The sequence below is a fragment of the Citrobacter sp. Cf118 genome (genome assembly GCF_030334095.1).
GTDB lineage: Bacteria > Pseudomonadota > Gammaproteobacteria > Enterobacterales > Enterobacteriaceae > Citrobacter > Citrobacter freundii.
Genome location: NZ_JAOWES010000089.1, coordinates 1 through 22925, shown reverse-complemented (window position 1 = coordinate 22925; position 22925 = coordinate 1). Strand labels below are relative to the sequence as shown.

At 49.2% G+C, this 22925-nt stretch carries 25 protein-coding genes; 11 read left to right on the top strand and 14 right to left on the bottom strand.

What is annotated here, in order from left to right; all coding sequences use genetic code 11:
* Together OGX67_RS23740 and OGX67_RS23735 are read right to left on the bottom strand one after the other, a co-directional pair.
* On the bottom strand, positions 1-561 hold the full coding sequence (locus tag OGX67_RS23740) for an HK97 family phage prohead protease (protein ID WP_171858548.1): 561 nt from the start codon (positions 559-561) through the stop codon (positions 1-3).
* 51 nt (positions 562-612) lie between these two features.
* Positions 613-1779: a phage major capsid protein gene (locus tag OGX67_RS23735; protein ID WP_171858547.1), complete on the bottom strand. Its 1167-nt coding sequence runs from the start codon at positions 1777-1779 to the stop codon at positions 613-615.
* A 276-nt stretch (positions 1780-2055) separates the two neighbouring features.
* Between OGX67_RS23735 and OGX67_RS23730 the strand changes: the two genes are divergently transcribed.
* Positions 2056-2526 (top strand): hypothetical protein, encoded by a 471-nt coding sequence (locus tag OGX67_RS23730; RefSeq protein ID WP_039671529.1) that lies wholly within the window; start codon positions 2056-2058, stop codon positions 2524-2526.
* Positions 2527-2573: 47 nt separating this feature from the next.
* On the opposite strand, the gene OGX67_RS23725 is transcribed toward OGX67_RS23730, so the two are convergent.
* The 7 genes from OGX67_RS23725 to OGX67_RS23695 form a co-directional block, all read right to left on the bottom strand.
* Complete coding sequence (locus OGX67_RS23725) at positions 2574-2909, bottom strand: hypothetical protein (RefSeq protein WP_171858546.1); 336 nt, start codon at positions 2907-2909, stop codon at positions 2574-2576.
* Between the two features lie 342 nt (positions 2910-3251).
* Positions 3252-5387, bottom strand: coding sequence for a DUF927 domain-containing protein (locus OGX67_RS23720; RefSeq protein WP_044597563.1), 2136 nt, complete (start codon positions 5385-5387; stop codon positions 3252-3254).
* Complete coding sequence (locus tag OGX67_RS23715; protein WP_257651779.1) at positions 5387-5752, bottom strand: hypothetical protein; 366 nt, start codon at positions 5750-5752, stop codon at positions 5387-5389. Before OGX67_RS23715 ends, OGX67_RS23720 begins: the two co-directional genes overlap by 1 nt.
* Complete coding sequence (locus tag OGX67_RS23710) at positions 5749-6117, bottom strand: hypothetical protein (protein ID WP_257651780.1); 369 nt, start codon at positions 6115-6117, stop codon at positions 5749-5751. The genes OGX67_RS23715 and OGX67_RS23710 overlap by 4 nt, the downstream gene beginning before the upstream one ends.
* Before the next feature lie 2 nt (positions 6118-6119).
* On the bottom strand, positions 6120-6386 hold the full coding sequence (locus tag OGX67_RS23705; RefSeq protein WP_257651781.1) for a transcriptional regulator: 267 nt from the start codon (positions 6384-6386) through the stop codon (positions 6120-6122).
* On the bottom strand, positions 6379-6591 hold the full coding sequence (locus tag OGX67_RS23700) for a hypothetical protein (protein ID WP_085178578.1): 213 nt from the start codon (positions 6589-6591) through the stop codon (positions 6379-6381). Before OGX67_RS23700 ends, OGX67_RS23705 begins: the two co-directional genes overlap by 8 nt.
* Positions 6584-6853 (bottom strand): host cell division inhibitor Icd-like protein, encoded by a 270-nt coding sequence (locus OGX67_RS23695; RefSeq protein ID WP_196594957.1) that lies wholly within the window; start codon positions 6851-6853, stop codon positions 6584-6586. Before OGX67_RS23695 ends, OGX67_RS23700 begins: the two co-directional genes overlap by 8 nt.
* Before the next feature lie 190 nt (positions 6854-7043).
* Between OGX67_RS23695 and OGX67_RS23690 the strand changes: the two genes are divergently transcribed.
* A complete protein-coding gene (locus tag OGX67_RS23690) occupies positions 7044-7229 on the top strand; it encodes a YlcI/YnfO family protein (protein ID WP_001547837.1) in 186 nt (61 codons plus the stop codon).
* A gap of 123 nt (positions 7230-7352) precedes the next feature.
* Here the strand turns inward: OGX67_RS23690 and OGX67_RS23685 are convergent, their stop codons facing one another.
* From OGX67_RS23685 to OGX67_RS23670, 4 genes are all read right to left on the bottom strand, one after another.
* Positions 7353-8132, bottom strand: a complete 780-nt coding sequence (locus OGX67_RS23685; protein WP_257651782.1) for a phage antirepressor KilAC domain-containing protein — start codon at positions 8130-8132, stop codon at positions 7353-7355.
* Between the two features lie 10 nt (positions 8133-8142).
* Entirely contained in the window at positions 8143-8427 is a 285-nt protein-coding gene (locus OGX67_RS23680; RefSeq protein ID WP_049007531.1) for a helix-turn-helix transcriptional regulator, read from the bottom strand.
* A gap of 181 nt (positions 8428-8608) precedes the next feature.
* Positions 8609-9550: a hypothetical protein gene (locus tag OGX67_RS23675; RefSeq protein WP_286527615.1), complete on the bottom strand. Its 942-nt coding sequence runs from the start codon at positions 9548-9550 to the stop codon at positions 8609-8611.
* 92 nt (positions 9551-9642) lie between these two features.
* Entirely contained in the window at positions 9643-10869 is a 1227-nt protein-coding gene (locus OGX67_RS23670; RefSeq protein ID WP_257651783.1) for a tyrosine-type recombinase/integrase, read from the bottom strand.
* Positions 10870-11145: 276 nt separating this feature from the next.
* Between OGX67_RS23670 and yhdJ the strand changes: the two genes are divergently transcribed.
* On the top strand, positions 11146-12030 hold the full coding sequence (gene yhdJ / locus OGX67_RS23665) for an adenine-specific DNA-methyltransferase (RefSeq protein ID WP_003844806.1): 885 nt from the start codon (positions 11146-11148) through the stop codon (positions 12028-12030).
* 82 nt (positions 12031-12112) lie between these two features.
* Positions 12113-12277, top strand: coding sequence for a DUF2556 family protein (locus tag OGX67_RS23660; protein WP_003025279.1), 165 nt, complete (start codon positions 12113-12115; stop codon positions 12275-12277).
* A 45-nt stretch (positions 12278-12322) separates the two neighbouring features.
* Here OGX67_RS23660 and envR read toward each other — a convergent pair whose 3' ends face one another.
* Entirely contained in the window at positions 12323-12979 is a 657-nt protein-coding gene (gene envR, locus OGX67_RS23655; RefSeq protein WP_204583227.1) for an acrEF/envCD operon transcriptional regulator, read from the bottom strand.
* A gap of 419 nt (positions 12980-13398) precedes the next feature.
* Between envR and OGX67_RS23650 the strand changes: the two genes are divergently transcribed.
* The 7 genes from OGX67_RS23650 to OGX67_RS23620 all read left to right on the top strand — a co-directional run bounded on the left by OGX67_RS23650 (position 13399) and on the right by OGX67_RS23620 (position 22792).
* Positions 13399-14559 carry an efflux RND transporter periplasmic adaptor subunit gene (locus OGX67_RS23650; RefSeq protein WP_071697437.1) on the top strand — a complete coding sequence of 387 codons (1161 nt, stop codon included), beginning with the start codon at positions 13399-13401 and terminating at the stop codon, positions 14557-14559.
* 11 nt (positions 14560-14570) lie between these two features.
* On the top strand, positions 14571-17684 hold the full coding sequence (locus tag OGX67_RS23645; protein WP_286527608.1) for an efflux RND transporter permease subunit: 3114 nt from the start codon (positions 14571-14573) through the stop codon (positions 17682-17684).
* A 270-nt stretch (positions 17685-17954) separates the two neighbouring features.
* Positions 17955-18176: a lipoprotein gene (locus OGX67_RS23640; protein ID WP_003025292.1), complete on the top strand. Its 222-nt coding sequence runs from the start codon at positions 17955-17957 to the stop codon at positions 18174-18176.
* A gap of 460 nt (positions 18177-18636) precedes the next feature.
* Positions 18637-19662, top strand: coding sequence for an amino acid ABC transporter substrate-binding protein (locus OGX67_RS23635; RefSeq protein WP_057064879.1), 1026 nt, complete (start codon positions 18637-18639; stop codon positions 19660-19662).
* A gap of 69 nt (positions 19663-19731) precedes the next feature.
* Complete coding sequence (locus OGX67_RS23630) at positions 19732-20913, top strand: amino acid ABC transporter permease (protein WP_032950346.1); 1182 nt, start codon at positions 19732-19734, stop codon at positions 20911-20913.
* Positions 20914-20922: 9 nt separating this feature from the next.
* Positions 20923-22026, top strand: coding sequence for an amino acid ABC transporter permease (locus OGX67_RS23625; RefSeq protein ID WP_032950347.1), 1104 nt, complete (start codon positions 20923-20925; stop codon positions 22024-22026).
* 7 nt (positions 22027-22033) lie between these two features.
* The gene (locus tag OGX67_RS23620; RefSeq protein ID WP_003025300.1) at positions 22034-22792 is read left to right on the top strand and encodes an amino acid ABC transporter ATP-binding protein; all 759 of its coding nucleotides are present in this window, start codon (positions 22034-22036) and stop codon (positions 22790-22792) included.
* The last annotated feature ends 133 nt before the right edge of the window (positions 22793-22925 follow it).

Sequence of the window (22925 nt, the reverse complement as noted above, 5' to 3'; positions counted from 1 at the left end):
TCACAGCCCCGCTAAGTCAGCCCAGCGTCGGCGGTTATCACCAGCGCGGCGCAGTTCAGGATGTTGGGAGAACAGAGAACGGTGCGCAATTTCCACGCCGGACTCAGGGTAAGCAGGCATAGAAGTAACGGTGATCTCCCGCAGCTCGGCAGCGGTAACAGTGCGAATATACGGTGTAGGAGTAATATCCCAGGACTCTTTCAGCGCACGGAACCCGAAGCTCATGCCGGAAATGTCTCCACGCTCCACCAGCTCCAGCACATCGTTTCCAAGCTGGGTATTCGGCGGGGTCAGTTCGAAGCGTAGCCCGGTATCATCTTCGGCCAACACCAGCGTGCCGGATTTGGTACGCCCCAGCAGTTGGGTATAGTTATGCTCGTACAGCGCACGCACATCGCTACCGGATTCCAGGCTATCTTTAAACGCCCCCGGCGCAAACTGCTCGCGGAACTCATCCCAGATAACTTCTGACAGGCTGTTCCAGCGCACGGCATAGCCCACCAGCTTTTTGTTGCTGGCACTCAGTTCGGAGGTACGGATTTCAAAATCGATTGTTTTCATTGTTGGACTCCACAGAGGGCAAAAAGGGGCCGAAGCCCCTTAAACGTCAGATCAGGAACCGGAGCCGGAAAGCTCAAGCACCTTGATGGCGTTGGAGTCCACCACGCCGCCGCCCAGGTATTTATCAGTATGCACCTTGTAGAAACCCGGTTCGGTGATGTTGTCGGGGCGGGTACGCACGCCAGTAGTGTGATCCACGATGAAGTAACCGCGCTTGAAGTCGCCGACTGCCAGGAACGCTTCACCCGCAGCCGCATCAGGCATCGTTTCCAGATATTGAACCGGACGGCCAAGGAGGGTATCAGGGGAGTCAGCGACGAGACGATCACGCCAGATGTAATCCCCGTTGCCGTTTTTCAGCTTTTGCAGCGTAGCGGCAGTGTTGGAGTTCATCACCCATACGGCATTTTTGCGGTATTTGGCTTTCAGCTTATACAGCAGGTCGATAAGGCCATCAGAGGAAACGGCAGCAGCTTCCATCTTCTCCAGCGTGCCGAACGGACGGGTTTTATCGCTGGTGGCCGCACGCGGATAGGACAGGAACCCTTTGGATTTTTTATCACCGTCGCCGTTCACAAAGTCGGTTTCTTCGGTAGCAGTGAAGGTGTCGGTGATTTCGGAAGACAGCCAACCCAGAATATCAACTTCGGAGAAGTCGAGAATTTCCTGAGTGGTTTTCGGGTAGGCGTAGATCGGGTTGAGTTTGATATCAACGCGCTCCATCTTCGGTGTGCTGGTTTCGGTACGCGCTTCGCCTTCGGTGCCGCGCTTAACGGTAGTGCCGCCCACTGACACCAGCTTCTGGTATTCGTTGGTTTTGGTGGTCTTCACCGTGGCGATGGAGCGCATAACGCTGTCATCCTGCAACTGGCGCATGATCTCTTTGTCCAGCTCAGGGATAACGGTATAGCCGCCGTCAGCCTGCACCAACGTGGAGAGAGAGCGGGTATCGCCAGTCATGATGTAGTGGCGCAGCTCATCGTTGCTTACACCTTTACCTTCAACAGAAGTACCAGGCAAATTGCGCTGATCATCGGCGACAGCTTCAAGGCGGGTAATTTCAACTTCAAGCACATCTGCCTGGACGCGGAGTTCATCGAACTGCCTGCCCTCTTCATCGTTCAGGCTTCGCTTTTCGTTGTCAGCTTTTTCCAGCATGGAACGCATCTGGGTTTTGAGTGCGGCTTTCTGCTGGCGTAATTCAAGTAATTTCTTCATGGAGTGGTTTCCGTAACAATTAACGTTGAGACGTGAAACCAGCGCTTGGAGGGATGTCCACCTGGAAAGGAAACCGTCGCAGAACGGGAAAAAACCAGGTGGACAGTGGCGGCTCACGTCTGAGTGCCACTCTTCAAGATATACATAATAATCAATGAGTAAACACCTCTATGTTGTCGCAAACAGCAGCGAAAACAGGAGAACAAATAATTTACAAAAGCAGGAATAAACCATATTGTTTTGGTGTTTACTTTTTACTCTGGACGAGGGATTAACATGTCTGACCACAACATCATGCAGGCTCTTTTTAACCAGCAGCGCATTCAGATAATGCATATCGGAAAGCATCACGATGAGTTCAGCAATGCTTACCTGTATGCTTGGGAGTCTGGAGTTTATCCAGCTCTCCATGATACGGACGGTAGCATCCCGCAAAAACCCCATGAACCCTTTGCTGATTTTTTCACTACCTCAAAGGAAAAAACACTTTTTCTTGCCAAGCGACTTGATGATGCATGGATAAAAAAAGAAAGGCTCACCTTCTACGCGCTAGAGGATGAACTTCAGGTTCGATACAAGCCTGAATGGGAACGAGGTGATCTCTTAGGAATTTGCCGATATTTTTACCTCGACCGTCGTTTCGATCAGAAGTTCTGGGAGACGCTGATTACTAACGGAGAATGCCCCTCAGAAGCCCACGGCATTATTGATGTATTCGAACGGGGAGAAGATATTTATTTCATGTAGTCTTGACGGCCTGGAGAAACCAGGCCTTTTTTTGCTAAGCAGGATGATTATTCTTTATCCAGCCCACACTGATAGAAAGCCCAGCTTGCCGTTGATTGTGCGCTATGGATAGCGTTCTCAAGGCCAGAGGTTGGGTACGACAAATCAGCCGCCATCCTCTGTAGAAGATCGAGGTAAGCGCTGGCATATTTCGACAGCTCTTGCCCACCTTCTTCCAGCCCAGACTGGTACGATTCCAGATCAAGTTTTTCAGAAGTGACAAAAGCGCTCAGAGCCAGAAAATCCGTCACCGTAATCTCATCTTTATTTGAAAGCTCATCAACGGCGCTGTAGAGAAACTTAAGATCGCTCATATGCCCGTTATCTTTGCCAATCAGTTTCATTAATGACCTCTTTATTTTTCACGTATATATACAAAACTATGTTGGTTCAGTTAGTTCAGTTGGTTCAATTTGTAAAGGTAATTGTTTTATAAGGATTATTTTCCGTTGAGTGAACCAACAAAGCCCCGATTTGAACCAACATTGGGTATTTTCATGTTGGTTCAGTCCATGAGGTTCTAAAATGTTGGTTCAAACTGCCCGTTTGTTGGTTCAAAACCGCTATTTGTTGGTTCAGTGTTGGTTCATTTTTTTGACATTAACCCCATATAAAACAGCCATATGAACATAACCAATAGACACTGAACCAACTGAACCAACATTAACAACCCTCACATGTGTAATTTATTCTTCTCCATCTTCCGCAACCTGGTGAAGCACATAAACGTTGATCTGACGCCCATCAATACGCGGGGATTTCTGCTGGTATCCACGCCCGCTGGACGGCTCAGAAAGCAAGCCAGCAGCGGCAAGCACGCGGGCAAACTGCCTGGCGTTAAAGCCCTGAGCTATCTCCTTCTCAAACGTTGCGGGGAACGTATAGAACACCAGCGGCGCATCATCATGGCTGCTTTTGCGCTTTCGATACCCGGCCAGATCGCGAATCGGCATACTGGACGGATCATAGGGCAACGGTGCAAAGCGGCTTAAACCGTAGGCATTCAGGAACGCCTCGCACTGCTCGATGATCTGCTGGTGCTCTTTGTTACCCGTGCCGAACTCTTTCACCCAGGCGTTAAAGCTATGCTGAATAGCGTCACGGCAGGCCTGTTCACTCCATCCGGTGATTGATGCACCAGTTACCAGCGCGGCTTCGAGGATTGCAAAGCGTTCGGCCACGCGGTGTACCTGCTCACCGTAATCCGCCGGGATAAGGCCGCGCCAGCGCGTTTGCGCGTCACGCACCGCCTGTTTAGCCTCCTGCTGGTTAGCCGCCAGCCATTTAACCCACTCACGCCCCGCCGCCCCGTGGTTATCAATCCAGGCTTCTTTCAGTGCGTCAGCATGAGCCTTTCCGTTTGGCAGACCGTTAAAGGTCGTCGATTTCTCCATAGGGATGTTGAGCAAGCGCACCAGTTGGCCCGCTTTCACTTTCAGCCCACCAGCAGCCAGGAAGGTTTCAATATCCATTTCCCCGGTACTGATCGCCACCGTGCGCCAGCGTTTAAGCTCCCGGTTGCCGCCCTCTTTGGCTCCCTGCAACTTTCCGGCACCGTTAAACAGGGTGTAAGCAGACGTGGCAACATCTTTGGCACTGCTGCCCTGTCCTACCTCATCAAGCGGTAACAGGCTGTCGTTATGCGCCTCCGCTTCGTTTGCTATGCCAAGCGCAGTACCGTACCAGGTAAGCCGCAACGCATCAGGCTCACCCCACAGGCTGCTCGCAATATTGGCGGTAGTGGTCTTACCGGCGCTCGACTGCTCGAACAAATGGACGCCGAAACCATCAGCACCCACCAGGCCAATAAGCGGCGCGGATAATGCCGCTGCCACGCCCAGCATCATGGACGGATTGCCCCCGGCCAGACGGGCGACGGAATCCCGCCAGGTGGCAGCAGTACCAGCAATGGCATACCCGGAAGATGCAGCGCTGCGACCGTTAAAGAGAATGGGCGTCTCTGGATCACCAATCACTTCACCATCAGGCATGATATATGCGCCGTGATGCCAGCCAGTGGTATGGGTGATAATCCATTCCCGATCAATGCCGCTTTGCTGCAACCAGTCGGCCAGAATCGCCCGGAAGGTGCTTTTAGTGGTCACATTCACCCCACCAGCTTTAAGTGAGCGCCAACCGTCGCGCTCACCGATATCAGCACAGGGGATCGCCCTGGTAATATCTTCATGACCACGCGGAGAGCGCCAGCGCAAAACAAGATAGCGCTCTGCCCCGTCACTACCGGAGCCGACCACCTCAAGAGGCGAGCACAGCCACGTTTCGTTATTGATGATCTCGCCACTATCCTTGTCCACCTTTGGCGTGATCCAGTACAGGCCATCGCTGCGGCTTTCCACGCGGGGTTTGAGTTCATCGCCCTGTTCAGGCTTTGGCTCCCGTTTTTTCACAGGCAGGTTCACCACAATACTTTCCCCGCGTTCGGCCTCTTCTTTGAGACGTGGAAGCCTGCCCGTCCAGTCCTCCTTTGGCTGAGGCTCAAACATGCCATTAAACAGCCGGGCCTCTTTCACATCCGCCAGCGCCAGTTTGGTTGCGATAGTGCTTATCTGCATTTCGGAAAGTTCGCCAGCGCGGATCACACGAACACTGCGACGGCCGTTATCAACAATGTTTAACCGTTCCAGTTCCGCAAGTTGCCTTTTACCCAGATAAACAGGCGGTACATCATCCCATGCCCTTTTACCTTCGCTCTCGATCCAGTGCTGCACATGCGAATAGGCATCTTCACCCGCAAAGATAATCGCCTCGGTAAATTTATCTTTCGGCAGGAATTTAATGTTCGGGGCATTCTTCATCTTCATCAGTGCAACACCTTATTGGACATATCCGCGCCCAGGTCTTCATGCAGGTACTCAAGGTGGCAGCTTTTCACTATCTGCAACCCCATTTCGTTAATATCGCCATCGTCGGTAAAGCAGGTCAGCAGAATATCCCGCAAACGCCTTAACCCCTCATCGCGCCCGAATTCGTCAAAGCAGCCAAAAATCATATATTTCATCAATACGTTTTCAGTTACGCGCGGCTCCAGCGTGAAGCGATAGCGGGCCATATACTTATCGCTTTCCACCAGCAATGTCGCCGAACCGGTTTCCGCTATCTGGTGAGCAATACAGGTTTCGGTCAGTTTGCGGAACAACGGCCCCAGCACATCAAAAATATCGGTCATTGTGGGATACCTCCGCTCATCTGAAATTTGCCAAGTAATGGGTGATACCAGTACGCCGACCCATATTTGCGCTTCGCGCTGCGCAGAACCTGCCTCGCCACCTCTCTGAACTTATTATCCGGCGCGATAAAGCCACCAGCTTTCATTCTGACCAGTATCACGCCCGTGTTTTTTGCCAGTTCTTCGGCTTTTTTCGTCGATATGCCGAACTCAGCCGCCAGCGTGGCGACCGGGGCCATACCGGGAGGAATATCTCCCCCCTGGCTTTCGGTGAGTGTGCGCACCTGCTGTTCTAACTCCAGGACGCGGTTAACCAGCAGATCGACACGGTTTTCCAGCTCATTAAATTTTGTGAGACTGATCATGGTTACACCTTCTCCGCGTCAACTTCCTCAAAGCGAGTAATGGAATAAATCCCATCAACCCACAAATAGACTTCATGGCGGTGCTGCTCGTCGGTGATTTGTGGTATGACCTCAGTCAGTAAATGCCGCAACCCGGCCTGAACACGTAACAGACGATTGCGCGAAATGTTCTCCGGTGTAGTTGGTACAGGCGCACTAGTGGAACCAATCAGAGCATTAACACGCTGCTGATCTTCATAGTAAGCATCCAGATTTATCTCTTTAAACATTGCGCACCTCCAAATCTTTAATGGCATGGATGGCCGTGAAAATATCAGCAGACATTGAGCGGATTCCGGCTATCGCTGTTTCGATATCACCTGACTCCATTTCATTGCAGGCAATTTCAAGCGCTACCATCAGCGCATCTACCTGGCTGGATCGCTGTTTCAACGATGCGAAGTGCACATTGTTCTCTATGGTTTGCTTAGCCATGACGTACCTCCTGAATCGCGGCACTGTCGAACTCCCAGCCACGGCGGGTGGTGTAATCGAAGAACGCAACGCGGCAAGGAGCCTGAGCGCGGATTTTGGCGGCAAAAACTAAATCCCAGCCGGGGAAAGCGGCGCGGGCTTTAGCTTCCGTATCAGCATCAAAGCGAAGCACTACTGGTGTGCATTCAGGAGTGTGATCGGGGGTTGCCAGGAATAACCATGTAAATTCCGGGCGAGTTTGGGTAGACTGATTGTCAGCCATAACTGTTACCTCACTTAACGGTTTGTGGTCAGAGGCCCGGTTAGTGTTCCTAGCACTACCGGGCTTCGCACTTGAAAGGTGTATGTCACCTTTAATATTCAAACTAGCCCAAAGTGAAATACACTTCAAGCCTTTTTCTTTTATTTTTTTTGCGTATACTGAAATACACCTAACATAAGGAGTTTCAGTAATGGCAACAGGTGCGAAGAATGCAAAGTCACAAATGACCACAGTTCGAATCCCCCATGATGTGATGGAAGATATCGAGCTTTTTAAACATGAAGGTGAAAGTACCGCAGGGTTTCTTGTCACTGCTGCGAAAGGCGAAATCAAACGCCGCCAGCGCCAAAAGGCAAAAGAAGAGCCAAAATCCTGAATAAAATCAGCGGGCGCAGAATTGCGCTGGCTCATTCTTTGACCACCAGCATTAACCCTGGTATGCTTAATCTGTTTCGGCTTTTCGTAGTGACATTGGCAGCTCTGCAAAGCTGCCTTTGTTTTATTCAGCGTCAGCATTCGGCACCTCCGGCAATACACCACCAGCGATCAGTTTCTTCGTTAACCACTGCTCACCTTTCCCTGTCAGCATCGTTGTGAATGAGGCTCTTACCTCGCCATTCGTTTCATACGTTCCCTGGCGAACGGCAAAATAACCGCTATCGATATAACGCTGCATAGGCAGGTTGTGGCGCTGGCCGCCGTTGATGAGAATCCCCTGTTGCCTCATCCAGCCGAATAATTTGATGGGGCCAAGCCCTACGGCTTTGGCATAGTTGGGAATGGAAATACCCTTGCTGATCTCCGCCACGCGATCAGCGAAATCAACCTTTGGCGCAGCGGCCACCAGCCGGTTTTCAAGTTCGCTTGCCTTTTCTGCCAGATCAGCAGCAAGGCGCAGGGCTTCCGGTAACGTCTGGGGGATATTAGCGGCGGCTTTTGCCTGGCGTTCGCAGTTGATGAAGTAGCGGCGCACCTCCCGCCCTTTTTCGTTGCGCTCAACCATTGCCAGCTCTTTACCCATGTCGATAGTGATCAAGTAATCATGTGCAATTTGTTGGCGATATTTTGCGCTCCCCGAAACGGGGGCGCTCAAATTTTCAACCACAGTAAAATCCACGCCAGCAGTAAAACCATACTGACTGATACGCCCCTTAATCCATGTGGTGAAATCACGCCCAACGCCGAGAAACGCATGGAGTTTTTTAGCACTGACCAGCGATACCGCCACGCCGCCAATATTTCCGGGGTTAACCGGAACCAACTCATTTAATTTTTGCATAGCGCCCCCCTTACGCGGATTTACGGTTGTAAGGGGTGTTGACGTTCTCAACAGCAGGTGGATTGCGAACCCACCAAAGAACATCTGACAAAAGCCATGCGCAACTATTACGGCCAAAGTGGCAGCGTGGCGGGAATTTACCTTCATTCTCCATATACCAGCGGGTGGAACGGGAAAGGCTGGTTATTTCGAAGCATTCACTTTCACGAATACGGCGATCAAACTTAATGCCATATTCTGCGAGAATGGTGCGGCGTTGTTCAGGTGTTGGCGGGGTAAAACGAATATTTGACATGCTTCCTCCACTTTACGCAATCAGAAGGAGCCTTTCCTGTCTGTTCTTGCGTTGTGGGGGAAGTATTTGTCTAAAGTGAATTAATAAAAATGGCGTCTAAAATTTAAAAGGGTGTGTTTAATTCTAAAAAGGGTAATCTAATGATTAGAACACCCTTTCTAACGTTTAGAAGCTACTACAATTAAAACTTAAAGTGCCTACTAATGTATGACGTAATTGTGTCAACGCTCTTGACCGGGCATTGTCCGTCAGGGAATAAGTGCACTCTGTCGGAAAGTTCTCTGGCCCATGCTGAGAAATTGTAGCTCCCATCTTTTTTCAAGCACTTTTCATTGAAAATATCAGCACTTGTTTCTTTGAATTTTATTGCAGCACTTAAGATTAATAGTTCATTTCGTGCATGTTTTTCTTTTGCACTTTCTGAGCGTTTATTAATACTATTTTTTGAATCAGAGTCTAAATCAGGTCGTTCAATATCATTGAGCATTGGCAGCTTATCGAAATCAAGGCCGCTTTCCATAAGCCGTTTAATATCATAATTAGTAACCCATAAATCATCATACCCGGCTTCAAACTCATAAGGGTCAAAATTAAACCTCTTGCCATTAGCCTGATCGATAAAAGATTGGGCTGGCAGAATCTGAATTACTGGAGTTTCACCGCCCGTGAGGCACGGGAAAAATCCGGGGAAAAAATTCTTCACAGGTAAAGATGACTCAAACTGATCGGGCATTACCCGCCACAGACCTAATGCAAAGCCATATCCGACAAGGAACCCTTTACTTTCTTGTTCCGTAAAGATGTCTGAACCAGATAATAGTTTATCCGGTTCAAAATAACGGCCATTAGTAAATTCAATAAAAGAGTGATTCGTTATCGCGCGGGTTTGCCCTGACATAGCATTAAAAGTACGAGGAAAATATAGTGATGAATACCAATCCTTTACCTCACTAAAATCTTCACGAAGAAGGATTCGGCAGTGAAACCTTTTCAGCATCATGCTTATTTCGATTTTATTTTCAATAGCAAGGTTGATCAAATCTGACGGTTCAACCCCCAGAAATGATGCACCTCTGGACAATCTACAATATGAAAATGGAATCTTTATTTCTTTTTCTGCCATAACGTTACCCTTAACGCCCCTAATTAACTCGCGAGCCAGGCGGGTAGGGTTTCCCGCTTTTCGGTTGGCCGACCTAGACTCGCAAGACCAGTTTAATCTCTATTCGCTACAGTTAACAGAACCACATTTTGATGATTACCCGCAAGAAGTTCTAAGCGGTCATACCACTTATTCAGCGCGTCCAGTTTCTCCGGCAGGTACAGACTACGGTTATAAATCGCCATAACCCCTGGCATCGAGTGGCCCAGCAACTGTTCAACAACATGCGGAGCGATACCCATATTATTCATATGAGTTGCAAGCGTTCGCCGTAGATCATGCAATGTCCAAGGTTCAGAATGCCCCAGTTTTTTATAAACACTACGGCCCCACTGGCTAACAGCTTCGCTATTCTTCACAACCCCAAGAAGGTAGCCGGATGATTTTGTTTCATCGTAGAGCATTTCAATAAATGAACGCATCGCCTCCGGAACTGGACGCACAATCTTTTCACCACCTTTACTATGCGCTTTTGGTACTGTCCACACCCACGCCTCCATATCCCATTCGGCCCACTCTGACAATCTGGCCTCCTGAGTGCGGCAACCAAACAAAGTGGTGATCCTGAGCAAGTTTGTGTAGTAAGGCAGAAAAACATCGCCAGACGATATAGCAGCCCACAATCCCCCAACCTCTTTATCTTTCAATACCCGATCTTTTTTCGCCTGCTTTTTACCAACATCGGGAATACTCAAATCTTCAAGGGCGGTACTGACGGCGTAACGGCGAACGCGGCAGAATTTCAGAGCCTGCTTACACATCTGGAATACATAACCAGCAGCAACCGGCGTTTTCTTTTTCATCCTGTCAAAGCAGTCAAGCCAGTAGCGGGTTTCGCAGTCAGCGAGCGCCATTTTCCCAATATAAGGGTAAATGTGTTTGCGCAGCTCCGCTTTATGCCGCTCAACGTTCGCACGGTTTTCTTCCGCATATTCGCGTATCCAATATTCGATAGCTTCCTGCACCGTGACCGGTTTAAGCGTTTCCTGAGTAGTTAGCGCCAACTGGTGCTTTGGGTCTTTACCAGAGGCCAGCCACTGACGACATTTATCACGCGAGGAACGGGCCTCTTTGAGACTCCTATCAGGGTAGCGCCCCAGAGTCAGCCGATGCAGCTTCTGCCCGTCGAGTCGGTAAGTAAACACCCAGCTAATGCCACCAGCTTTCGTTACCTTAGCACTCAACCCGGCACCATCAGCATAAAACTCAATCTTACTGGCCGGGATGCCATGTAATCCCTTTAACTTCCTGTCGCTCAGTTTGTTAAGTTCGCCAGCCATAGACCACCACCCAGCCCAAAGTGTTTATACAAATGTTTATACAGAATTGCTTGCATAATAGCATAAACAACAAAAAGCACTGGAACAATATACAGTCATAATTTCATATAACTGATTGATTTTAAATAAAATACAAAAACCATCCCAAAGCATGAAAACAGCTAATCTGACAGTACGGCATGAACTGATACTAATCAGTTAAATGTTTGTTTTAAAAGGCGCTACTCGGCATGGGGAAGCGCCTTTTTTATTAACTTCACACGGGAGGCTTTGGCGATGAACGCAAGATGTGAACCTGTCTATTTTGGCGATGAATCTAAAAAGATAATCCTGGGTGATGCACTGACCGAACTGAAAAAACTGCCTTCTGAAAGCGTCGATCTCATTTTTGCCGATCCACCTTATAACATCGGTAAAGATTTTGACGGGATGGTGGAGTCCTGGGATGAAGAGGCTTTTCTGGCGTGGCTGTTTGAGTGCATTGACGAGTGCCATCGCATTCTCAAACCGCACGGCACCATGTACATCATGAACAGTACGGAGAATATGCCGTATATTGACCTCAAATGCCGCCAGCTCTTTACTATCAAGAGCCGTATCGTGTGGTCATACGATAGCTCAGGGGTACAGGCTAAAAATTACTTTGGTTCGATGTATGAACCGATCCTGATGATGGTAAAAGATCAGAAAAACTACACATTTAATCGTGACGATATTCTGGTTGAAGCCAAAACCGGGGCTCAACGCGCGCTAATAGACTACAGAAAAAATCCACCACAGCCATACAATCAGAAAAAAGTGCCGGGAAATGTCTGGGAGTTCCCACGCGTTCGCTATCTGATGGACGAATACGAAAACCACCCCACCCAGAAACCCAAAGCCCTCCTGGAGCGTATAATTCTGGCATCCTCGAACCCAGATGACAGGGTACTGGATCCGTTTGCCGGCAGCTTCACCACCGGTGCCACCGCCGTGGAATTGGGTCGCAAGTTTGTCGGGATTGAGATCAATGTTGAATACGTAAAAATGGGGCTCAGAAGACTGAGTATCGGTTCTCATTTTTCAGAAATTGAGCTTGCCAAGGTGAAAAAACGTAAGACAAAAAACCTGTCTAAAAAGAGTCGATTGACGGCAAAGAGCGGCGATCTTTCAACAAAGTAAAGGCATTGTAAGTCTGCTTTTCAGGTTACAGATTTCGTGTATATTCCCTGCACGCTTGGGCATGAATACACAGGGTTTGGTAATGATTCGTAAGTATTGGTGGCTGGTTGTTTTTGCAGTATTCGTTTTTCTTTTTGATGCGCTGCTCATCCAATGGATAGAGCTGATGACAACAGAGCACGATAAGTGCCGGAATATGAACTCAGTGAATCCCCTTAAGCTGGTCAACTGCGTCGACCTCGAATAGCGCCACCAACCCCACTTCAGCAGCCGTCAGGCCTGGCGGCTAAAACTACCCCACCTGACTCTCACTCTGCGCTAATTGCCTTACGCTACCATCTGGGCTTAACATTTTTAATACATTATCAACTAATACTGGCGCTTGTTTATAAAGATCATAACTCATTGGATTAATGAGCCAGTTTTTAACAATGCCACTAAAACTCCCATGAAGAATAATTATTATAACATCTAAATCAAGGTTGGTTGCGATAAGTCCGTCATCCATACATTTCTGCAAGGCAATGCGCATACCCAGATGATTGATACCAATTTTTTCACGAATAGCCTGTTCCGATATCATATCGTTATGGAATTCACATTTATGATATAAAATCTGCATTAATGCCTGCTGGCGAGGATTCTGCGCAATATATTGCAAACCCACAACTAACTTTTCACGCAGTCGCTGTAAAGGATTATCTCCCCAACGGCCAATAAGCTGGTCCTGAATAAGATCGCGCAATGGCGGTTGTTGTAACCATAGTTCATTAAACAATTGCGTCTTGTTTTCAAAATGCCAATACAGCGCCCCCCGCGTCACACTGGCGGCATCTGCAATGTCGTTTAGCGTCGTATTGCTTACGCCACGTGCGGCAAACTGTACAATCGCTGTTTCTATCAGGTGCTGCCGCGTTTTGAGGGCATCAGCTTTCGTTTTTCTGGCCATGGTTTCAGCTGTCTGAGGTAAGGGTAAGGTAGAGAATGATTAACTTTCTTATCTAATATTTGCGGTATGGAACAAATGTATCACTTAGCATTTATTTAAACGAGCCCTAAAGAATATTATTACTGACTTTGCACACGAATAAACAAAACAAATACCAACAATCAATATATTCACAAACCAAATACTTATTTCAATTTGTGTTTATACGCATCATAGCATTGCTATTAACACCACAATGAAACAGCAGTCGATTAATCTATTTTTGCTTTTACGTGCCGTGAATCGCACCCATAAATAAGTATTGCTTACATCGCTAGCTAATAATTTGTAGGATAGCCAACTATTATTTTCTCTTGTGCGCGTTATCGCCCCTGCGTTACCCGGTTAATAACGAGCGTTCGGTTTTTTAAGGAATTGAAATGACGAAAAATGCCAGGTTTTCACTCCTGCCCTCATTCATCATCGTCTCCGCTGCATTACTCGCCGGTTGTAACGATCAGGGAGAAACACAAGCTCATCCCGCAGAACCGCAGGTGACTGTCCATGTCGTCGAAAAGGCTCCTTTAGCCGTAACGACCGAATTACCCGGGCGCACAACGGCATTCCGAATTGCAGAAGTCCGTCCCCAGGTCAGCGGGATAGTGCTTAAACGGAATTTCACTGAGGGAAGCGATATTGACGCCGGACAGTCGCTTTATCAGATCGATCCCGCGACTTACCAGGCCGACTATGACAGCGCCAAAGGTGAACTGGCGAAGAGTGAAGCGGCGGCTGCAATCGCGCATTTAACGGTAAAACGCTATGTGCCATTGGTTGGCACCAAGTACATCAGCCAGCAAGAGTACGATCAGGCAATTGCTGATGCTCGTCAGGCCGATGCCTCCGTGATCGCGGCAAAAGCGGCGGTCGAAAGCGCGCGTATCAATCTTGCCTACACAAAAGTGACATCGCCGATTAGCGGACGCATCGGTAAATCTAACGTCACCGAGGGCGCATTAGTCACGAATGGCCAGGCTACAGAGCTTGCTACCGTTCAACAGCTCGATCCCATTTACGTCGACGTAACACAGTCCAGTAACGACTTTATGCGCCTCAAACAGTCTGTTGAACAAGGGAATCTGCATAAAGACAGCGCCAGCAGTACAGTCGAACTGGTGATGGAAAATGGTAAGTCATACCCACTAAAAGGCTCTTTGCAGTTTTCTGATGTGACGGTTGATGAAAGCACCGGATCAATCACCCTCAGAGCCGTGTTCCCTAACCCACAGCATACGCTGTTGCCGGGCATGTTTGTGCGCGCACGCATTGATGAAGGTGTTCAGCCAAATGCCATTCTCGTTCCGCAGCAGGGGGTAACGCGTACGCCTCGCGGCGATGCCACCGTAATGGTCGTCAATGACAAGAGTCAGGTTGAGTCTCGAGCAGTCGTTGCCGCACAAGCCATTGGCGACAAATGGCTTATCAGCGAAGGCCTGCAACCGGGTGACAAAGTTATCGTGAGCGGCTTACAGAAAGCACGTCCAGGCGTTCAGGTTAAAGCAACCGCCGATACCGAAACTCCTGCCACGAAAGCCCAATAAGGTAACCGGACATGGCTAACTTTTTTATCAGGCGTACTATCTTTGCCTGGGTACTGGCTATCATTCTGATGATGGCGGGCGCTCTGGCAATCATGCAACTGCCCGTGGCACAGTACCCGACCATTGCGCCTCCTGCGGTCGCCATTTCTGCCACCTATCCTGGTGCAGATGCGCAGACGGTTCAGGATACAGTCACACAGGTTATCGAACAGAATATGAATGGTATCGATAACCTGATGTATATGTCCTCCACCAGCGACTCAGCCGGGAGTGTGACTATTACGCTGACTTTCCAGTCCGGTACCGATCCCGATATCGCGCAAGTACAGGTGCAAAATAAACTGCAGCTCGCCACTCCCTTACTGCCGCAAGAAGTTCAGCAGCAAGGGATCAGCGTCGAGAAATCGAGTAGCAGCTTTTTGATGGTCGCGGGTTTTGTTTCTGACAACCCCCAAACCACACAGGATGACATTTCCGACTACGTCGCTTCGAACGTTAAAGACTCAATCAGCCGTCTGAATGGCGTGGGTGACGTGCAGCTGTTTGGTGCACAGTACGCCATGCGCATCTGGCTGGATGCAAACTTATTGAACAAATATCAGCTCACGCCAGTTGATGTGATCAATCAGTTGAAGGTACAGAACGATCAGATTGCCGCAGGTCAGTTAGGGGGGACGCCTGCATTACCTAACCAGCAGTTGAACGCCTCTATCATTGCGCAAACGCGACTGAAAGACCCTGAAGAGTTCGGGAAAGTGACTTTACGCGTGAACAGCGATGGTTCGGTTGTTCACCTGAAAGACGTCGCGCGTATCGAGTTGGGTGGGGAAAACTACAACGTCGTGGCGCGTATTAACGGTAAGCCTGCATCCGGCCTTGGGATCAAGCTGGCAACCGGGGCAAACGCGCTGGATACCGCGAACGCTATCAAAGCCAAGCTGGTTGAACTGCAACCATTCTTCCCGCAGGGAATGAAGGTGGTCTACCCGTACGACACGACGCCGTTTGTGACCATCTCCATTCATGAAGTGGTAAAAACGCTGTTTGAAGCGATCGTGCTGGTGTTCCTGGTCATGTATTTGTTCCTGCAAAACATCCGGGCAACGCTCATTCCAACCATCGCTGTCCCCGTCGTATTGTTGGGCACATTCGCCGTACTTGCCGCGTTTGGCTACTCGATAAACACCCTGACGATGTTCGGCATGGTGCTCGCCATCGGTCTATTGGTCGATGATGCGATAGTGGTGGTGGAAAACGTGGAACGCGTGATGATGGAAGATAATCTGCCGCCTAAAGAGGCGACGGAAAAGTCCATGTCACAAATACAGGGAGCACTGGTTGGTATTGCCATGGTGCTGTCTGCGGTATTTATCCCGATGGCCTTCTTTGGCGGTTCAACTGGGGCTATCTATCGGCAGTTCTCCATTACCATCGTTTCCGCCATGGCGCTTTCTGTACTGGTAGCGTTGATCCTGACTCCTGCGCTTTGTGCAACGTTGTTGAAGCCGGTATCGGCTGAGCATCACGAGAAAAAAAGCGGTTTCTTTGGCTGGTTTAATGCCAAATTCGATCACAGCGTCAATCACTATACCAATAGCGTCAGCGGTATTGTGCGTAAAACAGGGCGTTACCTTATCGTCTATCTGATCATCGTGATCGGAATGGCGGTTCTGTTTATGCGCCTGCCGACCTCCTTCCTGCCAGAGGAGGATCAGGGTGTGTTTATGACAATGATTCAACTTCCGGCAGGAGCTACGCAAGAGCGCACCCAGAAAGTACTGGATCAGGTTACTCAGTACTACCTGACCAATGAGAAAGCTAACGTCGAAAGCGTCTTCACGGTTAACGGTTTTAGCTTCAGCGGTCAGGGGCAAAACTCAGGTCTGGCATTCGTTAGCCTCAAGCCCTGGAATGAACGTAGCGGCGAGGAAAATAGTGTTGAAGCGGTCATTGCACGCGCCACACGCGCGTTCAGCCAGATCCGCGATGGGTTAGTCTTCCCCTTCAATATGCCCGCTATTGTTGAACTGGGTACCGCAACCGGCTTCGATTTTGAGCTGATCGATCAGGGCGGTCTGGGGCATACGGCGTTGACGCAAGCGCGTAACCAACTACTGGGAATGGTGGCTAAACACCCCGATCTGTTGGTTCGCGTTCGTCCTAACGGACTGGAAGATACTCCGCAGTTTAAGCTGGATGTTGATCAGGAGAAAGCACAGGCACTGGGGGTATCGCTGTCGGATATCAACGAAACTATCTCCGCATCACTGGGCGGCTATTACGTCAATGACTTTATTGACCGCGGTCGTGTGAAAAAAGTGTACGTTCAGGGGGATGCAAAATACCGCATGCTGCCAGCGGACATCAATAATCTGTATATCCGCAGCTCCAATGGCGAAATGGTTCCGTTCTCTGCGTTCAGTGCATCACATTGGATTTATGGTTCACCGCGACTGGAACGTTACAACGGTATGCCATCCATGGAAATACTGGGCGAAGCGGCACCAGGGCGAAGCACTGGTGAAGCAATGGCGCTGATGGAAAGTCTGGCGGAAAAACTGCCGAATGGTATTGGTCATGACTGGACGGGTATGTCTTATCAGGAAAGGCTGTCGGGTAACCAGGCGCCTGCGCTGTATGCCATCTCGTTAATCGTAGTATTCCTTTGCCTTGCCGCATTGTATGAAAGCTGGTCTATTCCGTTCTCGGTGATGCTGGTTGTACCGCTCGGTGTTGTAGGCGCATTGTTAGCAGCATCACTGCGCGGGATGAATAACGATGTTTATTTCCAGGTTGGCTTACTAACCACTATCGGCCTCTCGGCTAAGAACGCCATCCTGATCGTCGAGTTTGCCAAAGACCTGATGGATAAAGAAGGCAAGGGGTTGATTGAAGCGACGCTGGAGGCATCGCGTATGCGTCTTCGTCCTATCCTCATGACATCCCTGGCCTTTATTCTGGGGGTTATGCCTCTGGTTATCAGTCACGGAGCAGGTAGTGGTGCACAGAATGCGGTCGGTACAGGTGTTATGGGAGGAATGCTGACCGCAACATTGTTGGCTATCTTCTTCGTCCCCGTCTTCTTTGTTGTCGTGAGACGGCGTTTTAGTCGGCACAACGATTAATTTGTAAAATAAAGGCGTCTACGGACGCCTTTTTTACCTACGATGCTCCTCTTTATTTATTAGTAAGATAGCCATTTATTTCATTTTAACTATCCCTCTAAACTCGCCTACGACCTTTCTTTTTATCCATTATTTTTACAATCCACATGAATTGAGATTATTCCTCATGTCAGTCCTTTTTTAAGAAGTGGTAAAATAATCACCGAGTTCGCAGATGGCTTAGCGTTTGTCTTTGCTTAATTAGCGAAACGCTTATTTTGAGGTAACACCATGAAAAGATTAATATCCGTTGCATTGCTTACCGCATTCCTGGCTGGCTGTGCACACGATTCTCCTTGCGTACCTGTATACGACGATCAGGGGCGCCTGGTTCATACCAATACCTGTATGAAAGGCACTACCCAGGATAACTGGGAAACAGCCGGAGCCATCGCCGGTGGTGCTGCAGCCGTTGCCGGACTGACACTTGGGATTGTCGCCCTGACCAAATAAATCATCTCAAAAGCGCGGTTATTACCGCGCTTTGAGCACTAAGCATAAAATCTACATATAAGACAAAACGTTGCTTAATAGCGACTGACATATAATAAAATTATTATAGATTTCCCTCACACATCCACGATTTAAAATTAGCATTTTTTCTGTTTTTCGTTATACCACAGTTTCTTTTCATTATTCTCACGCCATTAATATTAACGCCAGAAATCGTTATCACGCGTCCTGTCTGATTTTTAAATTTTTTGCGCCGAAATGTGGCTTACGTTTCAAATTTGCACCACTTCAGGGCGCTGCATTTATTTTTTCCTGTCTACACTCTGCATATTGCGTCGAATAATCAGGCGCAAAAAACTGGCACTACCTTTGCTTAAAAGAGTATGGCCAAAGCCACAGACAGGTAAAAGACGTTTTCAGAACGTTTCCATAACAATAATTCCTCCACACAGGATGCTCTATGAAAAAGATGATAATCGCCAGCCTGGCTGCGGCCGGCGTGCTGCTTGCTGTTGCAAATCAGGCGCATGCCGGCGCAACACTTGATGCCGTAAAGAAAAAAGGGTTTGTGCAATGTGGGATCAGCGACGGCTTGCCTGGCTTTTCTTATGCCGATGCAAGCGGCAAGTTCTCGGGTATTGATGTTGATATATGTCGTGGCGTTGCCTCCGCCGTATTTGGCGATGATAGCAAAGTAAAATATACCCCGCTCACCGCCAAGGAACGCTTTACTGCATTACAGTCTGGTGAAGTCGACATGCTCTCTCGTAATACCACGTGGACCTCCTCTCGTGATGCCGGTATGGGTATGTCCTTCACTGGCGTAACGTATTATGACGGCATTGGTTTTCTTACCCACAATAAAGCAGGTCTGAAGAGCGCTAAAGAGCTGGATGGCGCAACGGTCTGTATTCAGGCGGGAACCGATACCGAACTGAACGTGGCCGACTACTTTAAAGCCAACAATATGAAGTACACCCCCGTCACCTTTGACCGCTCGGATGAATCAGCCAAAGCTCTGGAATCTGGACGTTGCGATACGCTGGCTTCCGACCAGTCTCAGCTGTATGCCCTACGCATCAAGCTGAGCAATCCTGCGGAGTGGATCGTCCTGCCAGAAGTTATTTCTAAAGAACCGCTGGGACCTGTCGTACGTCGTGGGGACGATGAGTGGTTCTCCATTGTTCGCTGGACGCTGTTCGCCATGCTGAATGCGGAAGAAATGGGTGTTAACTCGAAAAACGTCGATGAAAAAGCGGCTAATCCGGCAACTCCGGATATGGCTCACCTGTTGGGTAAAGAAGGGGATTATGGCAAGGATCTGAAGCTTGATAACAAATGGGCCTACAACATTATCAAGCAGGTTGGTAACTATTCGGAGATCTTTGAACGTAACGTTGGATCGGAAAGTCCGCTGAAGATCAAACGTGGACAGAACAACCTCTGGAATAACGGTGGCATCCAATATGCGCCACCGGTGCGCTAATGCGTAGTGATGTAACGGGCGCCGCAACTGCGGCGCTCAGCCCAGAGTCATAGTTACTGAGGTTTTCTTATGTTCCATCGCCGCTCAACCGTAAAAGGATCGTTATCCTTTTCTAACCCTGCGGTCCGCGCCTGGTTATTTCAAATACTCGCCGTCATTGCGGTTATCAGCATTGCGGTCTATCTCATTCATAACACGATAAATAACCTGAACAATAGCGGTATTACCTCGGGGTTTTCTTTTCTCGATCGCAGTGCCGGATTTGGTATTGTCCAGCATCTGATTGATTACGAGCAAGGCGATACGTATGGTCGTGTCTTTGTGGTCGGCCTGCTCAATACGCTATTAGTTTCTGCATTATGTATTGTTTTCGCATCAATTCTCGGTTTCTTTCTCGGACTGGCACGCCTGTCAGATAACTGGTTATTGCGAAAACTCTCGACGATCTACATCGAAACGTTCCGCAATATACCGCCGCTGCTGCAGATCTTCTTCTGGTATTTCGCTGTATTACGTAACCTGCCCGGCCCACGCCAGGCTGTTAACGCACTGGATTTGATGTTCCTGAGTAACCGGGGGCTCTATATACCAGCCCCGCAAATGGGAGAAGGTTTTTTTGCCTTTTGCACCGCTGTCGTTATCGCTATCGTCGTCACCATCGGATTATTTCGCTTCAACAGAATGCATCAGACCAAAACCGGCCAGCTACGTCGGACCTGGCCCATGGCTCTGGCGTTGATCGGACTTTTACCGGTGATTTCACAGTGGATGTTTGGCGCTGCGCTTCACTGGGATATTCCCGCGCTTCGTGGTTTTAACTTCCGTGGCGGTATGGTGCTTATTCCCGAACTGGCGGCACTGACTCTGGCGCTTTCGGTGTACACCTCGGCATTTATTGCAGAAATTATTCGGGCGGGAATTCAGGCCGTTCCTTATGGCCAACATGAAGCCGCACGCTCGCTGGGTCTGCCAAATCCGGTGACGCTACGCCAGGTAATCATCCCACAGGCGCTACGCGTCATCATTCCCCCACTGACCAGCCAGTACCTGAATATCGTCAAGAACTCTTCTCTTGCGGCCGCCATTGGCTATCCGGACATGGTTTCACTGTTTGCCGGCACGGTACTCAATCAAACAGGGCAAGCCATTGAAACGATCGCCATCACCATGTCGGTATACCTGATCATTAGTCTGAGTATTTCTTTGCTGATGAATATTTATAACCGCCGTATTGCACTGATTGAGCGCTAAGGAGCCATGATGACAAAAGCCCTGCTGTCTCACCCCTCACGCCAGCACAGTAATCCGGCAAGCCGCAGCCTACTCTGGGTGCGTAAAAACCTGTTCTCCAGTTGGTCAAATAGCCTGCTCACCCTACTATGCATATGGCTGATTTGGTCATTTCTTCCGCCACTGTTGAACTGGGTATTCTTTCAGGCCAACTGGGTAGGTTCAACCCGAGCAGACTGCACCAAAGCCGGAGCCTGCTGGGTGTTCATTCATGAACGCTTTGGGCAATTCATGTATGGACTTTATCCCCACGATCAGCGCTGGCGTGTAAATCTGGCCCTGATAATTGGTTTGCTGTCTATCGTTCCCATGTTCTTGAAAACAATCCCGCATCGTGGCCGCTATATCGCTGTCTGGGCCGTCGTTTATCCAGTGGTGGTTTGGTGGCTGATGTATGGGGGTTTTTTCGGGCTGGAGCGCGTAGAAACCCGGCAGTGGGGTGGATTAACACTGACGCTAATTATCGCATCCGTGGGGATTGCAGGCGCGCTTCCATGGGGCATTTTACTGGCGCTGGGACGTCGTTCCCATATGCCAGTCGTGCGGGTTTTATCCGTCATTTTCATTGAGTTCTGGCGCGGTGTGCCGTTGATTACCGTTCTGTTTATGTCCTCGGTCATGCTTCCTCTGTTTATGTCCGAAGGAACCAGTATCGACAAGCTTATCCGGGCCCTGGTCGGCGTTATTCTTTTCCAGTCGGCCTATGTCGCAGAAGTGGTTCGCGGAGGGTTACAAGCCCTACCAAAAGGTCAGTATGAAGCCGCTGAATCACTGGCGTTAGGATACTGGAAAACTCAGGGGCTGGTCATTCTTCCGCAAGCCCTCAAGCTGGTTATCCCTGGCCTGGTTAACACGATTATCGCCCTGTTCAAGGATACCAGTCTGGTCATTATCATCGGTCTGTTTGATCTCTTCAGTAGCGTGCAGCAAGCAACTGTGGACCCTGCGTGGCTGGGTATGTCGACAGAAGGATATGTTTTCGCTGCACTGATTTACTGGATCTTCTGTTTCAGTATGTCGCGTTACAGCCAACATCTGGAAAAACGTTTTAACACCGGGCGTACACCGCACTGAGGAATTTATGAGCCAATTATTAATGCCGTCTACCGACGCGATGATTACGCTGGAAAACGTCAACAAATGGTACGGACAGTTTCACGTCCTGAAAAACATCAACCTGAAGGTAAAACAGGGAGAGCGCATCGTATTATGCGGGCCTTCCGGTTCGGGTAAATCGACAACTATCCGCTGTATTAACCATCTGGAAGAGCATCAGCAAGGACGCATTGTGGTGGATGGGATTGAACTCAATGAAGACATCCGCAATATTGAGCGCGTCCGACAAGAAGTTGGCATGGTCTTTCAGCACTTTAATCTCTTTCCTCATTTAACTGTCCTACAAAACTGCACACTGGCGCCTATCTGGGTGCAAAAGATGCCGAAAAAAGAGGCTGAAGTACTGGCAATGCACTACCTCGAGCGGGTCCGCATTGCCGAACATGCGCATAAATATCCCGGGCAAATCTCTGGCGGGCAACAACAGCGCGTGGCCATTGCACGCTCGCTGTGTATGAAACCCAAAATCATGTTATTTGATGAACCCACATCAGCGTTGGATCCTGAAATGGTCAAAGAAGTGCTGGATACCATGATAGGTCTGGCACAATCGGGCATGACCATGCTGTGTGTAACCCATGAAATGGGCTTTGCCCGCACAGTAGCTGACCGGGTGATCTTTATGGATCTTGGCGAGATTGTGGAACAGGCACCACCGGATGAGTTTTTTGCTCATCCCAAATCTGAACGCACACGCGCCTTCTTGTCGCAGGTTATCCATTAAATTTCAACGAACTGAAAGCAAAAAGGCCACCCTAATGGATGGCCTTTTTGCTGATTTGATGCCTGGCAGTTTATGGCGGGCGTCCTGCCCGCCACCCTCCGGGCCGTTGCTGCGCAACGTTCAAATCCGCTCC